At 61.8% G+C, this 18264-nt stretch carries 17 protein-coding genes; 11 read left to right on the top strand and 6 right to left on the bottom strand.

Annotated features, from left to right (window positions below):
- The first annotated feature begins 7 nt into the window (after positions 1-7).
- The gene (gene coq7 / locus IPK09_08580; protein ID MBK7983672.1) at positions 8-655 is read left to right on the top strand and encodes a 2-polyprenyl-3-methyl-6-methoxy-1,4-benzoquinone monooxygenase; all 648 of its coding nucleotides are present in this window, start codon (positions 8-10) and stop codon (positions 653-655) included.
- Positions 656-716: 61 nt separating this feature from the next.
- Here coq7 and speD read toward each other — a convergent pair whose 3' ends face one another.
- From speD to IPK09_08555, 5 genes are all read right to left on the bottom strand, one after another.
- On the bottom strand, positions 717-1520 hold the full coding sequence (gene speD / locus IPK09_08575; protein MBK7983671.1) for an adenosylmethionine decarboxylase: 804 nt from the start codon (positions 1518-1520) through the stop codon (positions 717-719).
- 132 nt (positions 1521-1652) lie between these two features.
- Positions 1653-2069, bottom strand: coding sequence for an OsmC family protein (locus IPK09_08570; protein ID MBK7983670.1), 417 nt, complete (start codon positions 2067-2069; stop codon positions 1653-1655).
- Entirely contained in the window at positions 2066-2905 is an 840-nt protein-coding gene (trpC, locus tag IPK09_08565; protein MBK7983669.1) for an indole-3-glycerol phosphate synthase TrpC, read from the bottom strand. The genes IPK09_08570 and trpC overlap by 4 nt, the downstream gene beginning before the upstream one ends.
- Positions 2902-3936 (bottom strand): anthranilate phosphoribosyltransferase, encoded by a 1035-nt coding sequence (gene trpD, locus IPK09_08560; protein MBK7983668.1) that lies wholly within the window; start codon positions 3934-3936, stop codon positions 2902-2904. The genes trpC and trpD overlap by 4 nt, the downstream gene beginning before the upstream one ends.
- 21 nt (positions 3937-3957) lie before the next feature.
- Positions 3958-4542, bottom strand: coding sequence for an aminodeoxychorismate/anthranilate synthase component II (locus IPK09_08555; GenBank protein ID MBK7983667.1), 585 nt, complete (start codon positions 4540-4542; stop codon positions 3958-3960).
- A gap of 567 nt (positions 4543-5109) precedes the next feature.
- Here IPK09_08555 and IPK09_08550 point away from each other — a divergent pair.
- From IPK09_08550 to IPK09_08520, 7 genes are all read left to right on the top strand, one after another.
- On the top strand, positions 5110-5268 hold the full coding sequence (locus IPK09_08550; protein ID MBK7983666.1) for a hypothetical protein: 159 nt from the start codon (positions 5110-5112) through the stop codon (positions 5266-5268).
- Positions 5269-5729: 461 nt separating this feature from the next.
- Positions 5730-6518: a prolipoprotein diacylglyceryl transferase gene (locus IPK09_08545; GenBank protein MBK7983665.1), complete on the top strand. Its 789-nt coding sequence runs from the start codon at positions 5730-5732 to the stop codon at positions 6516-6518.
- Positions 6519-6792: 274 nt separating this feature from the next.
- Positions 6793-9966: an EAL domain-containing protein gene (locus IPK09_08540; protein MBK7983664.1), complete on the top strand. Its 3174-nt coding sequence runs from the start codon at positions 6793-6795 to the stop codon at positions 9964-9966.
- A gap of 203 nt (positions 9967-10169) precedes the next feature.
- Complete coding sequence (locus IPK09_08535) at positions 10170-11945, top strand: DEAD/DEAH box helicase (GenBank protein ID MBK7983663.1); 1776 nt, start codon at positions 10170-10172, stop codon at positions 11943-11945.
- A 43-nt stretch (positions 11946-11988) separates the two neighbouring features.
- Positions 11989-12624: a glutathione S-transferase family protein gene (locus IPK09_08530; GenBank protein ID MBK7983662.1), complete on the top strand. Its 636-nt coding sequence runs from the start codon at positions 11989-11991 to the stop codon at positions 12622-12624.
- A 10-nt stretch (positions 12625-12634) separates the two neighbouring features.
- A complete protein-coding gene (tsaB, locus tag IPK09_08525) occupies positions 12635-13348 on the top strand; it encodes a tRNA (adenosine(37)-N6)-threonylcarbamoyltransferase complex dimerization subunit type 1 TsaB (GenBank protein ID MBK7983661.1) in 714 nt (237 codons plus the stop codon).
- Positions 13349-13427: 79 nt separating this feature from the next.
- The gene (locus tag IPK09_08520; protein MBK7983660.1) at positions 13428-13901 is read left to right on the top strand and encodes an Rsd/AlgQ family anti-sigma factor; all 474 of its coding nucleotides are present in this window, start codon (positions 13428-13430) and stop codon (positions 13899-13901) included.
- A 1-nt stretch (position 13902) separates the two neighbouring features.
- On the opposite strand, the gene IPK09_08515 is transcribed toward IPK09_08520, so the two are convergent.
- The gene (locus tag IPK09_08515) at positions 13903-14784 is read right to left on the bottom strand and encodes a radical SAM protein (protein ID MBK7983659.1); all 882 of its coding nucleotides are present in this window, start codon (positions 14782-14784) and stop codon (positions 13903-13905) included.
- A 166-nt stretch (positions 14785-14950) separates the two neighbouring features.
- Between IPK09_08515 and IPK09_08510 the strand changes: the two genes are divergently transcribed.
- The 3 genes from IPK09_08510 to IPK09_08500 are packed head-to-tail and all read left to right on the top strand — an operon-like array spanning position 14951 to position 18261.
- Complete coding sequence (locus tag IPK09_08510) at positions 14951-15388, top strand: thioesterase family protein (GenBank protein ID MBK7983658.1); 438 nt, start codon at positions 14951-14953, stop codon at positions 15386-15388.
- Positions 15372-16982 (top strand): 50S ribosome-binding GTPase, encoded by a 1611-nt coding sequence (locus IPK09_08505; protein ID MBK7983657.1) that lies wholly within the window; start codon positions 15372-15374, stop codon positions 16980-16982. Before IPK09_08510 ends, IPK09_08505 begins: the two co-directional genes overlap by 17 nt.
- Positions 16948-18261, top strand: a complete 1314-nt coding sequence (locus tag IPK09_08500) for a GTP-binding protein (protein MBK7983656.1) — start codon at positions 16948-16950, stop codon at positions 18259-18261. The genes IPK09_08505 and IPK09_08500 overlap by 35 nt, the downstream gene beginning before the upstream one ends.
- Positions 18262-18264 lie beyond the last annotated feature (3 nt).

Genomic DNA, 18264 nt, shown 5'->3' with positions numbered 1-18264 from the left:
CCCGCGCATGACGACTCGTTACTATACGCCCGCCGACGTTCTGCTCGGCAATTTGGATCAGGCGATCCGCACCCTGTTTGGCCGTCCGGCGACAACCGGCCGATCCCGGCCGAGCGCCGATGCCGTTCAGGCTTCCGAATTACCACCCGCCGAACAACAGTTGTCGGCCCGTTTGATGCGGGTCAACCATACCGGCGAAGTGTGCGCCCAAGCGCTGTATCAAGGTCAGGCGCTGACTGCTGATCTGGATAAAGTGCGGGATCGCATGGAGCGAGCCGCCGACGAGGAAAACGATCATCTGGCGTGGTGTGAGGCGCGGCTGAAGGAGTTGGACAGCCGGACCAGCATTCTCAACCCGTTGTTCTATGCCGGGTCTTTCGCCATCGGCGCGCTGGCTGGCAAGGTCGGCGACCGTTGGAGCCTGGGCTTCGTCGCCGAGACCGAATATCAAGTGGTCCAGCACCTCGATTCGCACCTGAAGCGCTTGCCGGAACAGGATCGAGCCAGCCGGGCGATTCTGGAGCAAATGAAGGAAGACGAAGCCCGGCACGCCACCAACGCGGTGGTCGCCGGCGGCGCGCGGTTGCCGCTGCCGATCCGGTTGCTGATGGAGGGCGTATCGAAAATAATGACCAAAACTACGTATTGGGTCTGATCGAATCTTCCCCCGTCGGCTGGAGGGGAGGGCGGCGCCAACTGGCGCGGGGGTCAAGCGGCTAAACCCGCAGGCCCTTGTGCAGGTTTTCGCCGTAAAAGATTTCCGCCATCTCCCGCCGCACCCGCCGCTCGATTTCTAACTGCTCGCGCGCCGGTACGGCCGGTTTGTCCACGCCGAACAGATAATTGTTCAAGTCGAAGTCTTTCAGAATCATTTTGGTGTGAAAGATATGTTCCTGATAGACGTTGACATCGATCAGCTGATACCGCTCGCGGGTGTCCTTGGACAGGTAGTTTTGGATCGAATTGATCTGGTGATCGATGAAATGCTTCTTGCCGCTCACATCACGGGTGAAGCCGCGCACCCGATAGTCGATTAACACGATGTCCGACTCGAAGCTGTGAATCAGGTAGTTCAGGGCTTTGAGCGGCGAGATGCGGCCGCAGGTCGATACGTCGATATCGGCCCGAAAGGTGCTGATGCCGTTGTCGGGGTGGCTTTCCGGGTAGGTGTGAACCGTGATGTGACTCTTGTCGAGATGGCAGATCACCGCTTCCGGCAGCGGCCCCGGCGCTTCCGAGTTGGACAGCTTATCGGAGGCGACGGGTTCCTCGGAAATCAGCAGGGTGACGCTGGCCCCGTTCGGCTCGTAGTCTTGGCGGGCGACGTTGAGGATATTGGCGCCGATGATCGCGGCGACGTTGCTCAGAATCTCGGTGAGGCGTTCGGCGTTGTACGCCTCGTCGATGTACGCCAGATAGCGTTCCTGCTGCTGCGGGGTCGCGGTATAGCAGATATCGTAGATATTGAAGCTGAGCGTTTTCGTCAGATTGTTGAAACCCTGCAACCGCAGTCTGGGCATGGGCCTAGGAGTCATCGCCTCTCCTCGCAGGCGGAACAATCGAGAAACCGCTCAGCGTACTGGCATCCCGTTCGGAAAGGGCGCGAGTATAACAGGTTCAGGCGGCCACGCTGCCATTGCACGGACGCTTCTTCAAGCGTCACGAATCTCAAAGCTGTGGCTGATTTGCGCGGTTTTGCCGAGCATGATCGAGGCGGAGCAATATTTCTCGGCGGACAGTTCGATGGCGCGCTCGACGTGCTTGGCGTTCAAGTCTTTGCCGGTCAGGATGAAATGCACGCGGATGGCGGTGAAGACTTTAGGATCGCTGTCGGCGCGGTCGGCATCCAATTGCAGCTCGCATCCCCGCAAATCCTGTCGGGCCTTGCGCAGAATGTTAACCACATCGACCGCCGTGCAGCCGCCCATACCCATCAACAACAGCTCCATCGGTCGCGGGCCGAGGTTGCGCCCACCCAGTTCTGGCGGGCCGTCCAACACCAAAGCATGGCCGCTGGCCGAGCGCGCGACGTAGCTCATGTCTTCCAGCCAGGTGATGCGGGTTTTCATCGGTGTTCTCGCAAGGCGTTTTGGTCGTTTCGGCCTGATATCCCGAACAATTCGGCCAGCTTGGCGCCGGGGTCCGCCGCTCGCATCAAGGCTTCGCCGACCAGAAAAGTATGGACGCCGCGCTCGCGCATCAGCGCGACATCCGCTGGGGTATGAATCCCGCTTTCAGTGACCACGGTGCGGTCGGGTGGGATGCGGGATAGCAGATCGAGGGTGATGTCCAGCCGAGTTGCAAAGGTGCGCAGGTTGCGGTTGTTGACGCCGAGCAGCGGCGTGTCCAGCACGAGCGCCCGCTCCAGCTCGCCCGCATCGTGAATTTCCACCAACACGTCCATGCCCAGTCCGACGGCCAGTTGTGTCAGTTCGCGCAGCGCGGTATCGTCCAGAGCCGCCACGATCAGCAAAATGCAGTCCGCGCCAATCGCGCGGGCTTCATAAACCTGATAAAGATCGATGGTGAAATCCTTGCGCAGCACCGGCAACTCGCAGGCCGCGCGCGCCTCTTGTAAATAGGCTTCGCAGCCCTGAAAGAAGTCGCGGTCGGTCAGCACCGACAGACAGGTTGCCCCAGCGGCGGCGTAGCTGCGGGCGATCTCCGCCGGCTGAAATGGATCGCGCAATAACCCCTTGCTGGGCGAAGCGCGCTTGATTTCAGCGATGACCGCCGGCTCGCCGCGCGCGCTAGCGGCTTTCAGTTGGGCCAGAAACGGCCGAGTCGGCGGCGCGGTTTCCGCTTGCCGGCGCACGTCGGCCAAATCGAGCCGCTGGCGGCGTTCGGCGATTTCCTCGGCCTTGCGGGCGAGGATGCGCTGGAGCACGTCGGGGATATCGCTCATGCCGAGAGCTTTTGGGTGCAGTGAACGAACTCGTCCAACTTCGCTTTGGCTTTACCGCTGGCCAGCGCCTCCCGCGCCTGTTCGATGCCTTCGGCGATGGAACTGACCCGGTCGGCGGCATACAGCGCCGCGCCAGCGTTGAGTGCGACGATATCGCGCGCCGTGCCGGGTTCGTTGTCGAGCACCGCCAGCAGAATCGTCTTGGATTGTTCCGCGCTTTCAACCTTGAGATTGCGGCTGGACATCATCGCCAAGCCAAAATCCTCGGGGTGGATCTCGTACTCCAGAATCTCACCGTTCTTGAGTTCTCCGACCAAGGTAGCGGCCCCTAGCGAAATTTCGTCCATGCCGTCCTTGCCCCAGACTACGAGCACATGCCGCGCGCCCAGCCGCTGCATGACGCGCACCTGAATCCCGACCAAATCGGGATGAAACACCCCCATGAGCTGGTTCGGCGCGCTGGCCGGATTAGTCAGCGGGCCGAGAATGTTAAAGATGGTGCGTACCCCCATCTCACGGCGCACCGGCGCGACGTTTTTCATCGCGGTGTGATGGTTCGGCGCGAACATGAAACCGATGCCGGTTTCCGCGATGCACTCGGCCACCCGCTCGGCGGGCAGGTCGAGCCGCACGCCGAGCGCTTCCAGCACGTCGGCGCTGCCGGATTTGGAGGAGACCCCGCGATTGCCGTGTTTGGCCACCCGCGCGCCGGCGGCGGCGGCCACGAACATCGCCGTGGTGGAAATGTTAAAGGTGTGCGAGCCGTCGCCCCCGGTGCCGACAATATCCACAAAATGCTCGTGCGGGGGTGGCACGTGGACCTTGGTGGATAGCTCGCGCATCACTATGGCGGCGGCGGTGATTTCACTGATGGTTTCCTTCTTGACCCGCAAACCGGTGAGAATGGCGGCGGTCATCACCGGTGAAATCTCGCCGGCCATGATCTGGCGCATCAGCGACAGCATTTCGTCGTAAAAGATTTCCCGGTGCTCGATGGTGCGTTGCAGGGCTTCCTGGGGAGTGATGGACATGAACAAGGTCTCCGCGGCCGTTCAGTGGCGCAGTTTGAGGAAATTGTGGAGTAGGGCGTGGCCGTGCTCGGTCAAGATGGATTCGGGATGAAATTGCACGCCCTCGACCGGTAACGTTTTATGCCGGACCCCCATGATTTCATCGAGCGCGCCAGCCGCCGTCTGCGTCCAGGCGGTGACCTCCAGACAATCCGGGGCGGTGGCCTTGTCGATCACCAGGGAATGATAGCGGACCACGGTAAAGGGATTGGGCAGATCGGCGAACACACCCTGGCCGTTGTGATGGACGGCGGAGGTTTTGCCGTGCATGACCTCGCCGGCGCGCACGATACGGCCGCCAAACGCCTGACCGATGCTCTGATGGCCCAAACAAACCCCCAGGATCGGAACTTGTCCGGCAAAAGTGTCGATCACCGCCAGCGACACCCCGGCCTCGTTAGGGGTGCAGGGTCCGGGTGAGAGGACGATGCGTTCGGGATCGAGCGCGGCGATTTCATCCGGGGTAATCTGATCGTTGCGGTAAACCCTCACCTGTTCGCCCAATTCGCCAAAATACTGCACCAAGTTGTAGGTAAAGGAATCATAATTGTCGATCATCAGCAGCATGGCGCATGTATCCTATTGTCAGTCATCAACTTAATCTGCTTCGGCACCATTCCTATCCGCCGCATCCACCCGCTCTTAGCCAGCAGTGATCGCGGGAAGCCTACATTTTTACCGGAATCCGGGTCGGGCGAAAAGGTTTTGACCCTCAGCGATCCGCTGAGAAGGACACCACCGCGCGGCGCCCCGCCGCCTCATTGATCTCGCCCCTCTGAAACACGGCGGGGCGAAACTGGAACGCTACTGGCGAACGGCGCCCATCCTGTCGCTTTTCTGACGGCTGCGAATCGATGCCGCCGGCGGCAAAAGCCGCCCACGGGCGGCGTCGCCGATCCGTTGGCGGTCAGCGTGGTTTGGCGCTGCTTCGAGTCGCATGGGATGGCCCCACAGACTGCCGCCATCAGTCAGGTCTAACCGCCAACTCCATGAGGGATCAGAGGATGGCACCGCCATGCGAGAGATCGGCATGATAAGTGCATTCATCGCGCTCGCTATTTTTGCGCGAAACCGACCTTGATCCTTAAGGAATTCGATATGCTTCAGACCGTTGCCACCGTGCCGACCCCTCGGATGATCGAACTGCTGGAACTGATTGATCTGGCGAACCAAAGTGATGTTGAACCCAGATTGGCCGATTATCTTTATCACTGCCGTCGAACCGGCTATGAGCCGCCCGCGGAGCTATTGGATATGGCGCGCGATGTGATCCAGCGAAAGCGGATCTGCTAGCGGGGCATTAACAGTCTGGCAAGGTCTAAAAACAGTCTGGCAAGGTCTAAAGCTCGCTCGTGCTCTTATCATTCACAGTCTCCGTGGTTGTCGCAACCCGCAAGCCGTTGGAAGCCGCTACCGGTTAAGTTCGGCGGTATGCCGGCTTTCGATCCCTCAGCCGAGCCTTGATGTCATCGAGCGGTTCCGGCCATGACGTTCCTGATCGATAGGTATCCAGCCGCAGCTAGGCGGAAATCTCTATAGGGACGGTTTTCGTTGCATGCCGCCGGATTGTGGCCGCCCGCCCGGTGGCCGATCTGACAACCGCAGCATCCTTTCAAGGCCATGCTGTCATTCTCCCGTGGATGTTAGGCGGTCTAAAAATGATAGTCTGTGCGGCCGGAGGCAGCACTCCTGGCGGCTAAGCACCGCGTTGGGGTGCGCCCGGTTCATTTGATCGATCATTGCAAGGAGTTTTCATGCTGGTGCATCCCAATTTTGATCCGGTGGCCTTCGCCTTGGGGCCGTTGCAGATACGCTGGTATGGCCTTATGTACTTGTTGGGCTTTGCCAGTGGTTGGGCGCTCGGCCGCTATCGCGCCAAACAACCCAATTCCGGTTGGAGCGTCGCCGAGGTGGATGATCTGGTGTTCTACATCGCCTTGGGGGTCATTCTTGGCGGCCGGATCGGCTATATCTTGTTTTATAGCCTGGGTTCGTTCTTGCAAAACCCGCTGTTGTTGTTTCGGATTTGGGAAGGTGGGATGTCGTTCCACGGCGGGTTTCTGGGCGTGCTGGCGGCGATGGCGCTTTTCGATCACAAATATCAGCGAGGATTTTGGCCGACGGTTGACTTCATCGCGCTGCTGGTTCCGCCCGGCATTTTTTTCGGCCGCATCGGCAATTTCATCAACGGCGAGCTGTGGGGGCGGGTGACCGACTTGCCTTGGGGGATGGTATTCCAGCAAACTGGCGATGGGTTGCCGCGCCATCCTTCCCAATTGTACGAAGCGGCCCTGGAGGGTGTGGCGTTGTTCGTCATCGTTTGGCTGTTTTCGGCCAAGCCGCGCCCGACCATGGCGGTATCGGGGGTCTTCGCCCTGACTTATGGGATTTTTCGCTTTCTGGTGGAATTTGTACGCCAGCCGGACCCGCAATTGGGTTATCTTGCTTTCGGTTGGCTGACCATGGGACAGGTGTTGTCGCTACCCTTGGTCGCGGTCGGCATCCTGCTGTTGAGCATGGCCTACCGCCGGCGCGGAACCTGATGGCGCACAGTGTTATTTCAGGGGTTGCGTTTCAATACTGGGGCGGCTTTGGCCGGCGGAGCGCCGCTCTAGGATCGCCTCCCGCTTCGTGAGCTTTCGTGACGGCGGCCAACCGCCTGAATGACAGAATTACGCTACACTTTTACGAACCTTGACGGTCCATCGGCTTGCTAGGCGTATTTATAGATTATTCTCTAATAAAATCAGCTTAGGAAAGGCTATGCCGCTTAATGACTTGCCAACTTTTGGAGCCGGCCGCCTCTCTCGGGAAAAAATGGGCGCGTCGCTAATGGTGGTGGCGAGTGCCTGCCTGACAGGATTGTTGTTCTGGTGGGTGTGCGAACGGCCGCACCTGTTTTTGCAGAATTCCATAGCCTATTGGCTGGCTTTGACGGCGAGTTCTCTGTCGGGTGGAGTCCTGACGTGGTATTTGCGAGCCTTGTCGGCGCGGCTGACCCGCGCGGAAGCGCGGGCGCGGGCGAACGAGTTCAAGGTTCATCGGTTGCTGGCGGAGCTGCCCAATCTTGCCGTTCACGGTTACAACGAAAAACGCCAGATCGTCTTCTGGAACGAAGGCAGCGAACGCCTTTATGGCTACAAGCGGGAAGAAGCCTTGGGCCGGCGGCTGGAAGATTTGCTGTTTCCGTCTTCGATGCGTTCGGGGGTGATCCGAACCGTCCGCCGCTGGTTCGAGGAAGGACGGCCGATCCCCTGCTCCGAACTCGACTTGCTGCGTAAGGATGGCTCGCTGGTCTCGGTCTGCTCCAGCCGGGTGGTGCTGCCGTCCAGCCAGGGATCTTCGGAACTCTATAGCCTCGATGTCGACTTGTCGGACCAAAGGCAGGCGCAAGTGGCGTTGGCGCAGCATGAGACCTTGCTGGAGGTGGCGGCCTTGATCGCGGCCCGGCTGCTGAAGGCGACCGATCCCTTGATGGCGATGGCGACCTGTTTCGCGCACTTGGGTGAAGCGGGCGGCGTCGACCGCGTGTATCTGTTCGAAAACCGCTTCTGTCCGCAGACCGGCCAATTGTTGATGAGCCAGCGCCATGTCTGGCGCGCCGATAAGGCTCCCGTCAGCACCAAGACCGCGCTGCAAAACCTGTCCTACGAACGGGGCGGCTTCGAGCGCTGGCGGCGGACGCTGGCGGCGAATACTCCCATCCTCGGCCTGGTGCGGGAATTCCCGGAGACCGAACGGGCGGTGCTGGAAGTTCAGGGCATCGTCGCCAGCCTAGTGGTGCCGGTCAACGTGCACGGCGAGTTTTGGGGATTCATCGGCTTCGACGACTGCCGGCACGAACGTGTGTGGACCCAGGCCGAGCGCAATATTCTCCAACACATCGCCGCCAATTTCGGGGAGGCTATCGTCCGCTGTCGGGCGGAACTGGCGTTACAGGAAAGCGAGGAGCGGTTCCGCCGTCTCGCCGACAACATGCGCGATCTGGTGTGCCAGATCGATGTCAACGGCACGATTTTGTATCTGAGCCCCTCCTATCGAACGATGCTGGGGTTCGATACGGACGCGCTGTTGGGCCGCTCGGTTTTCGCCAACGTCCATCCCGAAGACCGCCAAATGGCCATCGGTGTTTGTCAGCTATCGCTGTCGAAGAAGTCGATGGGCGAAGCGCAGTTCCGCCACCGGCGGGCCGATGGGGAGTACCTGTGGCTGGAAGCCGTCGGCAATCCCTTGTTCGACGCCAGGGGCAGGGTGTGCGGGGCGGTGATCAGCAGCCGCGATATCACCGAGCGCAAACGCGTCGAGGCGGAACTGCGCCTCGCGGCGCGCGTGTTCGAGAACAGCCGGGAAGCGATCATGATCACGGACGCCGAAAATCGCATTCTCTCGGTCAATCGCGCCTTTATCGATATCACGGGTTACGCCGCCGAGGAGGTGATCGGTCAAACACCGCAACTGCTGGCGTCGGGCCGGCACGACCGCGACTTCTTTCAAGCCCTGTGGCACGCCGTGGTGACCGAAGGCCACTGGCAGGGAGAAGTCTGGAACCGGCGCAAGAACGGTGAAGTTTATCCCGAGTGGCTAGGGATCACGGCGGTGTATGATTCGCGGGGGCAGCTCACGCATTACGTGGGGATTTTCAGCGATCTCAGCGAGCGCAAGGCCACCGCCGACAAGATCGAATTCCTCGCCCATCACGACCCCCTGACCGCGCTGCCGAATCGCGTGTTGTTTTACGACCGGCTGGAGCAGGCGCTGACCCAAGCCGAGCGCCAGCGCACCGCCGTGGCCTTGCTGATCCTCGATCTCGACCGATTCAAGCTGGTCAACGACTCCCTGGGACACGAACTGGGCGATCAATTATTACAGATGGTGGCGATGCGGCTGCACCAGCACGTGCGTGAGACGGACACGGTCAGCCGCCAGGGCAGCGATGAATTTTTGATCTTGCTACCCGAAACCGGGGTGGAAGGCACCGATCGGGTAGTGGACAATTTGCTGCGATGCTTTCAAAACGAGCCTTTCAAAGTCGCCGACCATGTCTTGAACATCACCGCCAGCATCGGGGTCACCCTGTATCCCACCCACGGCCGCAACAGTGACAGCCTGCTCAAGCAGGCCGGCATCGCGCTCGACTACGCCAAGAACGGCGGCGGTAACACCTACCGTTTCTTCACCGCCTCGATGAATGTCAACACGCTCGAACGCCTGCATCTGGAGACCAGCCTGCGGCTGGCCCTGGAACGCGGTGAGTTCGTGCTGTATTACCAACCGCAATTCTCCATGGCCAGCGGTCTGATCGGAGGCGCTGAAGCGCTGTTGCGCTGGCAGCACCCCGAATGGGGTTTGGTGGCGCCAGGCCGCTTCATTCCGGTGGCCGAGGACAGCGGTCTGATCGTGCCGATCGGGGAATGGGTGCTGCGGGAAGCGTGCCGTCAGGCACGGGGTTGGCAGGAGGCGGGGCTGAGGCCGATCACGGTTGCGGTCAATCTGTCCGCCTTGCAGTTCAAGCGGTCCGACCTGTTGGCCACCGTGACCCAGGCTTTGGCGGAAAGCGGGTTGGAGCCCGGCTACCTGGAATTGGAACTTACCGAATCCATCTTGATCCAGGATGTGGACAGCGCTCTCAAGGTCGTGCAGCAGATGCGGTCGATGGGGTTGAAGCTGTCGATCGACGACTTTGGAACCGGCTATTCCAGCCTCAGCTACCTGCAAAAGCTGGCCGTGCACAAGCTCAAGATCGATCAGTCGTTCATCCGGGGGCTGGCCGGCAACGATACCGACAGCGCGGCCATCATCCGCGCCATCATTCAAATGGCCCACAGCTTGAAACTGCTGACGGTGGCCGAAGGGGTGGAGAGCGGCCAGCAACTCAGCTTCCTGCGCCATCACCGCTGCGACGAGATTCAGGGGTATTATCTAGGCCGGCCGATGCCGGCCGTCGAATTTGCGACATGGCTGGCCGAACCGGCGCATCTGGCGCTGGCGTGATTGCGGCGGATGCCAGGATGTGGTGAAGTACTTCGCTCCGGTGGAGAAGGTCTGTACCGGTGTTTGGCAGCCTTGATCGGTCGGTCGTCGCAGCAAACGCCGATTCAGCCGAACGAGATTTCATGGACAGAGGTTTTGACTCGCCGTTTGTCGCTCAGCGCTTCCGCCCGCGCTCGCATTCTTCCAACTCAGGCTATTTTTGCATGTCAGCTCCCATCGAACGTTTTGACGATTTAGCGCTTTCTCCAGCGTTGCTCGAAACCCTTAAAGGCATCGGTTACGAAGCCCCGTCGCCGATCCAGGCCGCCACCATTCCGCTGCTGCTCGAAGGCCGCGATGTGCTGGGACAAGCGCAGACCGGAACCGGTAAGACCGCCGCATTCGCCTTGCCGGTGCTGGAAAAACTGGAATTGGCCGACCGGCGCCCGCAGGCGCTGGTGCTGACCCCGACCCGCGAGCTGGCGATTCAGGTCGCCGAAGCGTTTCAGGGCTACGCCCGCCACTTGCCGGGCTTTCACGTGCTGCCCATCTACGGCGGGCAGAGCATGGGCATCCAACTGCGCCATCTGCGGCGCGGCGTGCACGTCGTGGTCGGGACGCCGGGGCGAGTGATGGATCATCTGCGGCGGGAAACGCTGTCGCTGGCCGGGTTGCGCACCGTGGTGTTGGACGAAGCCGATGAAATGCTGCGGATGGGTTTCATCGACGATGTGGACTGGATTCTCGAACAGAGCCCGGCGGAGCGGCAGATCGCGTTGTTTTCGGCCACCATGCCCGAACCGATCCGCCGCGTGGCGCACCGCCATCTGCGCGATCCTCGAGAAGTGAAGATCAAGGCCGGCACCGCCACCGTCGCCACCGTCCGCCAGCGCTACTGTCAGGTCGGGCCGCAGCACAAGCTGGATGCCCTGACCCGCGTGTTGGAGGTCGAGGACGCCGATGCCGTGCTGATTTTCGTGCGCACCAAGGTCGCGGCGACCGAATTGGCGGAGCGGCTGGAAGCGCGAGGCTATCCCAGCGCCGCCCTGCACGGCGACATGACCCAGATCTTGCGCGAAAAAACCATCGAGCAGTTGCGCGGCGGCGGTCTCGACATCCTGGTCGCCACCGATGTGGCGGCGCGCGGGCTCGACGTGCAGCGGATCAGCCACGTCATCAATTACGATATTCCCTATGATACCGAGGCTTACGTGCACCGCATCGGTCGGACCGCCCGAGCGGGGCGGACCGGCGACGCCATTCTGTTCGTCGCGCCCCGCGAACTGCGGATGCTGCGCGCCATCGAGAAGGCGACCCGGCAACCCATCGAACGAATGCAATTGCCGACCCAGGAAACGATCACCGGGCATCGCCTGGCCCAATTCAAGCAGCAGGTCGGGGAGATTTTTGCCGCTCAGCAGCTGGATTTCTTCCAGCAGGTCGTCGCGGAAATCGAACGGGAACAGGATATCAGCGCGCCCGACATCGCCGCCGCGCTGACTTGGTTGGCGCAGCGCGACCGGCCGTTTCAGTTCGAGGACACCATTCCCAGCGAGGCGGAACGAGCGCCCGCCCGTGCGGAGCGGGAGACCAAGCCCAGCGCCCGCAACGAACGTCCGGCAAGAAGCTCTGCTCGGGAGTCGGCCGATTTCGACAAGGTGCGTTACCGGTTGGAAGTCGGCCACCAGCACGGCGCGACCCCGCAAAACATCGTGGGTGCCATCGCCAACGAAGCCGGTATCGAAAGCCGCTACATCGGCCGCATCGAAATTCACGAGGATTACAGCACGGTGGATTTGCCCGATGGAATGCCCAAGGAAATTTTCCAACATCTCAAGAAAGTTCGGGTACGCCAATATCCGTTGAACATCAGCCGCTTCGATGGCCTGGACGCCGACACCCCGCGCAAGCCTCCCAGGCGGACAGTGGCGGAAAAACAGACGACGGCGGGCGCCGCGGAGGGGTTACCAGTCAGGAAAGCCAGGAAGCGGAATCCTTGAAACTGACCGTCCGGTTTTGCAGTCATTCACGGGAGCGCTCGATATGCTGACGGTTTACGGTTGTCCGAATACCCGGTCCACCCGGGTGGTGTGGGCGCTGGAGGAAGCGGGCGCGGATTATGAATACGTGCCGATCGATCTACGAATCGGAGCCGGGTTGCAGCCCGATTATCTGGCGCTCAACATCGGCGGCAAGGTGCCTACTTTGGTGGACGGCGGCTTTGTGCTCACTGAGTCCGGCGCGATTTGCACCTATATCGGCGACCGATTTCCGGGGGCAGGGCTGGTGCCGCCGGTCGGTACAAAGGAGCGCGCTAGCTACAACCAATGGTGCTATTTCGCGCTGAGCGAGTTGGAGCAACCGCTGTGGACCCTCGCCAAGCACCGCTTTGCGTTGCCGAAACAATATCGAGTTCCTGCCGTCCTGGACACCGCCCGCTGGGAATTCGCGGTGGCGAGCCAGGTTCTGGCGGCGGGGCTCGGCCAACATTCCTTCATCGTCGACGAGCGCTTCAGCGCGGCCGATATTCTGATCGGTCATACTCTGGCTTGGGCGCGGGCCTGCGAATTGCCGCTCGAACACGACAACCTTCTGGCCTACGCCGCGCGCTTGTGGGAGCGTCCCGCCTTGGCCAGGGCCAAGCAGCGGGAGCGGGTCGAGAGCGGTTTGCAGGATTGAAGGGCCGGTTGTGAAGGTGCTGGCGTTCGATACCTCGACCGACGCCTGTTCCGCCGCCGTATGGGTGGCTGGCAGCGTTCTGGAACGCTACGAACTGGCCCCTCGCCGTCATGCGGCTTTGATCTTGCCGATGATCGAGGCGGTGCTGGCGGAAGCCGGAGCGGCGGTCGGGCAATTGGACGCCATCGCCTTCGGCCGGGGTCCGGGGGCTTTCACCGGCGTTCGGGTGGCGGCCGGCATCGCCCAAGGCCTCGCCTTCGCCGCCGATCTGCCGGTCGTCCCGATATCCACCTTGGCGGCAATGGCGCTGGGCGCGGGTCGGGAAACGGGCCACGCCCAGCTTGCGGTAGCGCTGGACGCCCGGATGGGAGAAGTTTACTGGGGAACGTATGCCGCGGTCGGCGCGGCGGTCGAACTGCGAGGCGAGGAAGGCGTTTGCGCGCCGGCCGCGGTGTCCGCGCCGCCGGGTGACTGGTTCGGTGTCGGCAGTGGCTGGGGCGTTTACCCGGCCATTTTGGCCCGTCGGGTAACAATGACCGGCTGGTCGAGCGCGTGCCTGCCACGCGCTGGAGACATCGCCCGGTTGGCCGCCGATCCGCGCCGGCGGGCGGAGTGGCTGCCCGCCGAGCGGGCGCTGCCTGTCTACTTGCGCAATGAGGTCGCCAGTAAGCCGGTCGGGACACTCTCCGGGTCCGCCGGGAAGGATAAAATCGTTGGGGGATAACATCTGGCATGATTTGTGATAGTCTCATGCGACGACAATAAAAAATGACGAAAATAGCCACCAACCTGGAGTATGTAAGATGAACGCGATCCTCAGCACCGCTCAGGTCCATAGTAAAAGCCTGCCGGATTTGTTAAATAAGCTGTTGGTGGCGCGCCAGGAAAGCCTGGTGCTGTTCCAAAAGCTGGCCGCGCTGAAGCCGTTTGCGCTCGCCACATCGATCCATCCTCCGCTGCGGCGCTTCCGGCAGGCGCTGGTGGATTATCTGGCCTTGGGACCGTTCGAAGTGTATGAAGCCCTGGAAGAACAGCCGGCCGAGTCGCCGTATTGCCGGGCGCGCGATTTATCCCGACGGCTCTACGCCCGCATCGCCCGCACCACCCAGACCGCGCTGGACTTTCACGACCGCTATGAAGGTAAACTGTCCGAACCGGCGCTGGCCGAATTGAACGAAGAACTGTCGCGCTTGGGCGAAGCGCTGGCCACCCGCATTGAGTTGGAAGACCAGATCATCACGGCGGTCCGCCGCGCCGACCTGCGGGTCGCGGCGTAAGTCAGTAGCCGCGCAGCCACTCGGGTCGCAAGCGCAATCCGCCGTTCATGGCCAATTGCAGTTGCGCCAGCAACGCATCGCGATCTTGCGGCAGCGTGCCGGCCAGCGCCAGCGCGTTGGAGGCGTGATTGGAGCGGAACACCAGCGGGGCGGGCGGATCGAGCCGTTCGATCAGCCGAACCTGTTCCGCCAGCAGCGCCCGATCATCCTGCGGTTGGAACGGCTCGCGGAATTTGCGCGCGAATTCATCGCGCAGGCTCGGGTCGATCATCAGTTGCAAGGTGGATAGATAATCCAATTCTACCTGGTTGACCAGCGCTGCGGTATCGTCGATGTGCTCCCGCCAGTACGCCCGGCCGCCCAATCCGAGAATGACCGTCGCGGAGATCGTCAAGCCCGCCGCCTTGGCCTTGCCCAACCCGGTGACCATGGCCTCCGGGGTCGCGCCCTTGGTGATCCGTTTCAATAGCTCTGCCGCGCCGGTTTCGATCCCGTAGTACAACAGCGTCAAACCGTTATCCCGCAAGCACCGCAGTTCGTCGGCCGATTTCTTGAGCAGGTTGGCGGGCAGAGCGTAGCTGGCAACCCGTTCCAACCGAGGCAAAGCCGCTTTCAGAGCGCGCAGGATTTCCAGAAGATGCTCGGTCGGCGCGGCCAGCGCGTCGCCGTCGGCCAGAAACACCCGTCGCGGAGTGGGGTCTAGCTGGGACATGGCCTGAATTTCTGCTTGAACTTGTGCCAGCGGACGGATGACAAAGGATTTAGTCCGATACATCGCACAAAAGCTGCACCGATTGAAACTGCACCCCAAGGTCGCCTGCAAAATGAAACTGTCGGCTTCCGAGGGTGGCCGCCAGAGTGGCATGTCATAGTCGATCAACATTGAGAGAGTCCTCAAGCAGGTTTGCGGCAGTGACGGTGGGAAATGAGGCGCGGTCCGTTTTTCACCATTATCGTTTACAATTCCCGCCACGAGCGCGATTTTCCCTGCGGCCATCGGCTTGGTCTTTCAGCGAAACACGCATTTCCGATCATCGTCGAGGCGACGCATGGCGCGAATTAAACTGGAGTTGCCGGCGGGTTTCCCATTCAGCACCGATCTGCCGATCCGAATTACCGATATCAATTATGCCGGACACCTGGGCAACGATGGCGTGTTGGGCTTGCTGCACGAGGCGCGGTTCCGCTTTATGGCGCACCACGGCTTGCAAGAGCTGAAAGTCGAGGGCCTGGGGCTCATCATCACCGACAGCGCGATCGTCTACAAATCCGAAGCGTTTGCCGGCGAGACGCTGACCGTGGCGGTGACCGTGGCGGATTTCAACAAATACGGCTGCGATTTCGTCTATCGGGTCACTGAAAAGCGTAGCGGTCGTGAGGTGGCGCACGCCAAGACCGGGATCGTTTTCTTCGACTACGAAAAGCGAACGGTGCAGAAAATACCACAATCTTTCCTCGACCTGTTCCCTGATGCCGCTCCCGTCTAAATGGTCCTTGCTCAAGAGCGGCCTCGGTTTTCGTCGTTCGGGGGCTAGCGTGGTCGAATCTGGCTCCGGCAAAACCGGGTCCGGCGCGCGCGGCGCGGTACCCTTCCGCTTGGTGTTGGGCGTGGCGGCCAGCATCGGTGTGGCCGCGCTGTTGGTGTTGGTGCTCTACATCACCGATTTGGGGCTTTCGGTGTGGGAGCGTCTGGATCGGGCGCCGACGACGTTCTGGGCGATTTACCTGCTGGTTCTGGCCGTGCTGAGCGCGGGTGGCGCTTACGCGGTGTGGCGAGCGTTAAACTGGGGCCGGCCCACCGGTAGGTCCCGAACCGCGGTTTCGGCCAAGCCGCCTGATGAAGCGACCCTGCGCGAGCGCTTGGAGCGCAGTGAAAAAGCGGGCGTGGCCGTCGGGGCGGTCCGCCGCGAGTTGGAAGAGTTGCAGCGGCGGCGGGCGGTGGGTGAAATCGTGGTGGCGGTGTTCGGCGAAATCAGCACCGGCAAGTCCTCGCTGATCCGCGCGTTGCTGCCGGGAACCGACATCGCGGTCGACGTGCGCGGCGGCACCACCCGCGAGGTCACCTATTACACCTGGACCAGTTCGGCCGGCGACCGCCTGATTCTGGCCGACCTGCCCGGCTTGAACGAGGCCGACGGCACGCTGGACCGGCAGGTGCGGGACGAAGCGTTGCGCGCCCATGTCATCCTGTATGTCTGCGAAGGCGATCTGACCCGCGATCAATATGAGGCGCTGCGAACTTTGGTGGATTTGGGCAGTCCGGTGATCGTGGCTCTGAACAAGGTCGATCGCTATACCGAGCAGGAACTAGAACAGATCCGGGCGCGGCTGGCCGAGCGGATCGGCGAGAAGCTGGAGGTAGCGCCGGTGCAGTGCGGCGGCATGGAGGAAGTCACCCGGATTTACCACGACGGCCGCGAGGAAACCACCCTGCGCGAACGCACCCCGCGCGTGGAGGAATTGCGCCGCGCCTTGCAGCGCTATCTCGACACCGACCCGCAGGTGCTGGATTCGCTGCGCGATACGGCCGTATTCGTGCTGGCCCAGCAGAAACTGGATGCGGCGGTCGCGCACTACCGCCAGGGCAAAGCGCAAGCCATCGTCCAGAGTTATTCGCGCAAGGCGGTGTTCGGGGCGCTGGCGGCGGTCAGTCCGGGCACCGACATCTTGATTCAGGGCTATCTCGGCCTCAATTTGGTCAAGGAATTGTGCGCGCTGTATGAAGTGCCGGCGCGAGAGATGGACATGCAGCGCTTTCTGGATCTGGCCGGCAACCAGATCCGCCGCAGCATGAACCTGCTGCTGGCTTTGGTCGGCAACGTTTTCAAGGCCTTTCCCGGCGTGGGTACGGTGGTGGGCGGCGCGATTCACGCCGTGGTCTACGGTTTGGTCTTCGAGAGCTTGGGCAAAGCGATCGCCCGTTCGCTGGAAAGCCGCGGCGATCTGGTCAGCGGACCGACTCTGCGGATGTTCGAGGATAACCTGAGTGAAGATTTGGAAGCGCGTGCAAGACGCCTTGCCCAACTGGTTTGGACACGACAGCGGGATGGTGAAGAAAATACCGGAAACATCGCCCCCTAACGGCGATGCCCACTTGGCGCTGGCCCGCGAGAGCTTGCGCGACTTGCTCGATGACAAGCGGGTGCCGCCGCCGGTGCGCGCGGCGCTGGCCGAGGATTACCAGCAGTTGAAACTGCTGCTGGAAAAGATCGAGCACGGCCACATCCATATCGCGGTGTTCGGGCGGGTCAGCGTCGGCAAGTCGGCGCTCCTGAACGCCTTGCTGGGTGAGACGCAATTCTCGACCAGCCCGCTGCACGGCGAAACCACCCGCGCCGCGCACGCCCGCTGGCAGGAATACGACGCCGGCGGGGTGTTTCTGATCGACACGCCCGGCATCAACGAGGTGGCCGGCGAAGAGCGCGAGCGACTCGCCCACGATGTCGCCAGCCGTTGCGATCTGGTGCTGTTCGTGGTCGATGGCGACATCACCGACACCGAAATCAAGGCGTTGCGGCAAGTCAAGGGCGCGGCGCAGCGGCTGCTGTTGGTGCTCAACAAGACCGACCGCTACACCCAAGCCGAACGCGAGCTACTCCTTAAGACGTTGCGCGAACGCACCGCGGGGTCGATCCATCCGCAGGATATCGTCACCGCCGCCGCGCAACCGGCCGAACGCATCGTGATTCTGGTGGACGCCGACGGCAACGAGACCGAAACCCGCCGTCGGCCGGAACCGGCTGTGACCGCGTTGCGCGAGCGGATCTGGGACATTCTCAAGGCGGAAGGCAAGACCATGGCGGCGCTCAATGCCGGGCTGTTCGCCGGCCGGTTCTCCGACCGGCTGACCCGCGAGATCGTCGCCGTCCGCCGCGATCTGGCCGAGCAAGTGGTGCGCAACTATTGCCTGGCCAAGGGGGTGGCGGTGGCGCTGAACCCGATTCCCGTGGCCGACATTCTGGCGGCGGTCGCCACCGACGCGGCGATGATCGTGCATTTGGGCCGGGTCTACGGCTTGCCGATCACGCGCGGCGAGGCGGGTTCGCTGCTCAAGGCCATCTTCACCCAACTGGCGTTTCTGATGGGGACGGTGTGGGTGATGAATCTGGTGGCCTCGGCGCTCAAGGGCATCAGTTTGGGGCTGTCGACGCTGGTGACCGCCGCCGCTCAAGGCGCGGTCGCCTGGTATGGGACTTATGTGGTCGGAAAAGCCGCCGAGCAGTATTTCGCCCAAGGCAAATCCTGGGGCGAGGGCGGCCCGAAGCGGGTGGTGCAAGACATTCTTGACAGCCTAGACCGGGAATCGCTGCTGGCCCAGGCGCGGGAGGATATTTTATCCCGCTTGAAACCGCTGCTGTGAACC

This window comes from Candidatus Competibacteraceae bacterium, assembly GCA_016713505.1.
Lineage (GTDB): Bacteria > Pseudomonadota > Gammaproteobacteria > Competibacterales > Competibacteraceae > Competibacter_A.
Note: the sequence above shows the minus strand (reverse complement) of the source record. Positions and strands in the feature narration are given on the sequence as shown.

Excerpts from the sequence above, each read along its gene's own strand:
- coq7 (MBK7983672.1), top strand. The coding sequence starts at position 8 with ATGACGACTCGTTACTATACGCCCGCCGACGTTCTGCTCGGCAATTTG.
- speD (MBK7983671.1), bottom strand. The coding sequence starts at position 1,520 with ATGCCCAGACTGCGGTTGCAGGGTTTCAACAATCTGACGAAAACGCTC.
- IPK09_08570 (MBK7983670.1), bottom strand. The coding sequence starts at position 2,069 with ATGAAAACCCGCATCACCTGGCTGGAAGACATGAGCTACGTCGCGCGC.
- trpC (MBK7983669.1), bottom strand. The coding sequence starts at position 2,905 with ATGAGCGATATCCCCGACGTGCTCCAGCGCATCCTCGCCCGCAAGGCC.
- trpD (MBK7983668.1), bottom strand. The coding sequence starts at position 3,936 with ATGTCCATCACTCCCCAGGAAGCCCTGCAACGCACCATCGAGCACCGG.
- IPK09_08555 (MBK7983667.1), bottom strand. The coding sequence starts at position 4,542 with ATGCTGCTGATGATCGACAATTATGATTCCTTTACCTACAACTTGGTG.
- IPK09_08550 (MBK7983666.1), top strand. The coding sequence starts at position 5,110 with ATGATCGAACTGCTGGAACTGATTGATCTGGCGAACCAAAGTGATGTT.
- IPK09_08545 (MBK7983665.1), top strand. The coding sequence starts at position 5,730 with ATGCTGGTGCATCCCAATTTTGATCCGGTGGCCTTCGCCTTGGGGCCG.
- IPK09_08540 (MBK7983664.1), top strand. The coding sequence starts at position 6,793 with ATGGGCGCGTCGCTAATGGTGGTGGCGAGTGCCTGCCTGACAGGATTG.
- IPK09_08535 (MBK7983663.1), top strand. The coding sequence starts at position 10,170 with ATGTCAGCTCCCATCGAACGTTTTGACGATTTAGCGCTTTCTCCAGCG.
- IPK09_08530 (MBK7983662.1), top strand. The coding sequence starts at position 11,989 with ATGCTGACGGTTTACGGTTGTCCGAATACCCGGTCCACCCGGGTGGTG.
- IPK09_08520 (MBK7983660.1), top strand. The coding sequence starts at position 13,428 with ATGAACGCGATCCTCAGCACCGCTCAGGTCCATAGTAAAAGCCTGCCG.
- IPK09_08515 (MBK7983659.1), bottom strand. The coding sequence starts at position 14,784 with ATGTTGATCGACTATGACATGCCACTCTGGCGGCCACCCTCGGAAGCC.
- IPK09_08510 (MBK7983658.1), top strand. The coding sequence starts at position 14,951 with ATGGCGCGAATTAAACTGGAGTTGCCGGCGGGTTTCCCATTCAGCACC.
- IPK09_08505 (MBK7983657.1), top strand. The coding sequence starts at position 15,372 with ATGCCGCTCCCGTCTAAATGGTCCTTGCTCAAGAGCGGCCTCGGTTTT.
- IPK09_08500 (MBK7983656.1), top strand. The coding sequence starts at position 16,948 with ATGGTGAAGAAAATACCGGAAACATCGCCCCCTAACGGCGATGCCCAC.